This window comes from Odoribacter sp., from assembly GCF_985060555.1.
Genome location: NZ_CFKYFN010000019.1, coordinates 1 through 1367, shown reverse-complemented (window position 1 = coordinate 1367; position 1367 = coordinate 1). Strand labels below are relative to the sequence as shown.

Here is a 1367-nt window from a genome sequence, read left to right as displayed (position 1 = left end):
ATTCTTATCTCGATTATTAGCATTTTATTACTTTCATGCACTTGTGCTCCATCTTTTGAACTGGAGAGAGCATTATTATTGAGTAAAAATAATAGAAAAGGATAGTGTTTCAAAAAGTGTGTAAATCCTTTCTTTTTTCATCTTTGCAAATCTATTCATTTTTAATAAAATAATCTTGATTCTAAAAAATTATAAATAGGGTATTTATAAATATCCGCGTTTTGAGCCACGGTCCCCATCAGTAGAATGACGGCCTGTGGATTCGGCATGGCCCCTCTCATGTTAATAACCCTCTTATAATCCCTGTTCAGTCTTTCGATCCAGTTCGTGGTATAAATCATTCCCCTGATTTCCCTTTCATATTTGAAGTATGTAAAATAAAACCTGTACCTGTCGTGCTGGTATCTCTTTAGCGGCGGGTAACTCTTTTGCCACCTTTGTATGAACTCCTTGAATACACCGAATGCCTTTTCCGGCGTGATGTCCCATTGGTCAGGAGAGCAGATTTGTTTGAGTTCCTCCATAACCTGTTTCTTATCCCCGGGCTTGACTTTATTCACGATATTCCTTTTCAGATGAACGGTACACAACTGCAGATCCGCTTTTGGAAAAGTATCGGCCAGCGTGTTTTCAATACCGGATAACCCGTCACATACCAACAGGTCCACCACGGCTACACCTCTTTCTTTGAGACCTTCAAAAACATCCTTCCAATTGGTCGCGCTTTCCGTGGGAAAGTTTACCACGGTTAAAACTTCCCTTGTGCGGTCTTCTTTCACTCCCAAAACCGTGTAATAGGCTTCATTGCTCACGGACTCGTCCCGCCGGGTGAGGACATACGTGGCATCGATATAAAGAATGGGGTAACGCTTCTCAAGTTTACGCCCCAGCCACGCGTTTACATCTTCACGGGCCGTGTTCAAGAGGCGACTTACCTGACTTTTACTGTAATGCTTCCCGTAAAACTGTTCGTAGATTTTACCCACCTGTTCCGTGGTTAAACCGCTACAATAGAGACTGCTCACCAGTTTTTGGGCTTCTTCTTCTTGGTCTTTCAACACACCTAGTAACATCGGGTAAAAATTGCTGTTACGACTACGCGGGACACGAAGCTCAAACACTTTACGGTCATAGCACACTCGACGATCACGATAACCGTTGCTAACGTCGTTATGTTCCGCGTTATGAACTGCACGTTCGCTATGCATTAAACTTTCAAGACCTTGTTTGACAAGACCTTGGAATCCTTGTTCTCCATTTGTTATTTCGGAGATTATTTCCGTTATTTGCTCAGGTGTAAATTCCATAATAAGTTATTTTTGACTGTTCTATTACAAAAATAAATAAATTGGAATTTACACACTTTT

1 protein-coding gene is annotated in these 1367 nt (G+C 41.3%); it reads right to left on the bottom strand.

What is annotated here, in order from left to right:
* Positions 1-161 precede the first annotated feature (161 nt).
* The gene (locus tag AC5RDS_RS02465) at positions 162-1307 is read right to left on the bottom strand and encodes an IS256 family transposase (protein WP_494222194.1); all 1146 of its coding nucleotides are present in this window, start codon (positions 1305-1307) and stop codon (positions 162-164) included.
* Positions 1308-1367: the final 60 nt, after the last annotated feature.

Excerpts from the sequence above, each read along its gene's own strand:
- AC5RDS_RS02465 (WP_494222194.1), bottom strand. The coding sequence starts at position 1,307 with ATGGAATTTACACCTGAGCAAATAACGGAAATAATCTCCGAAATAACA.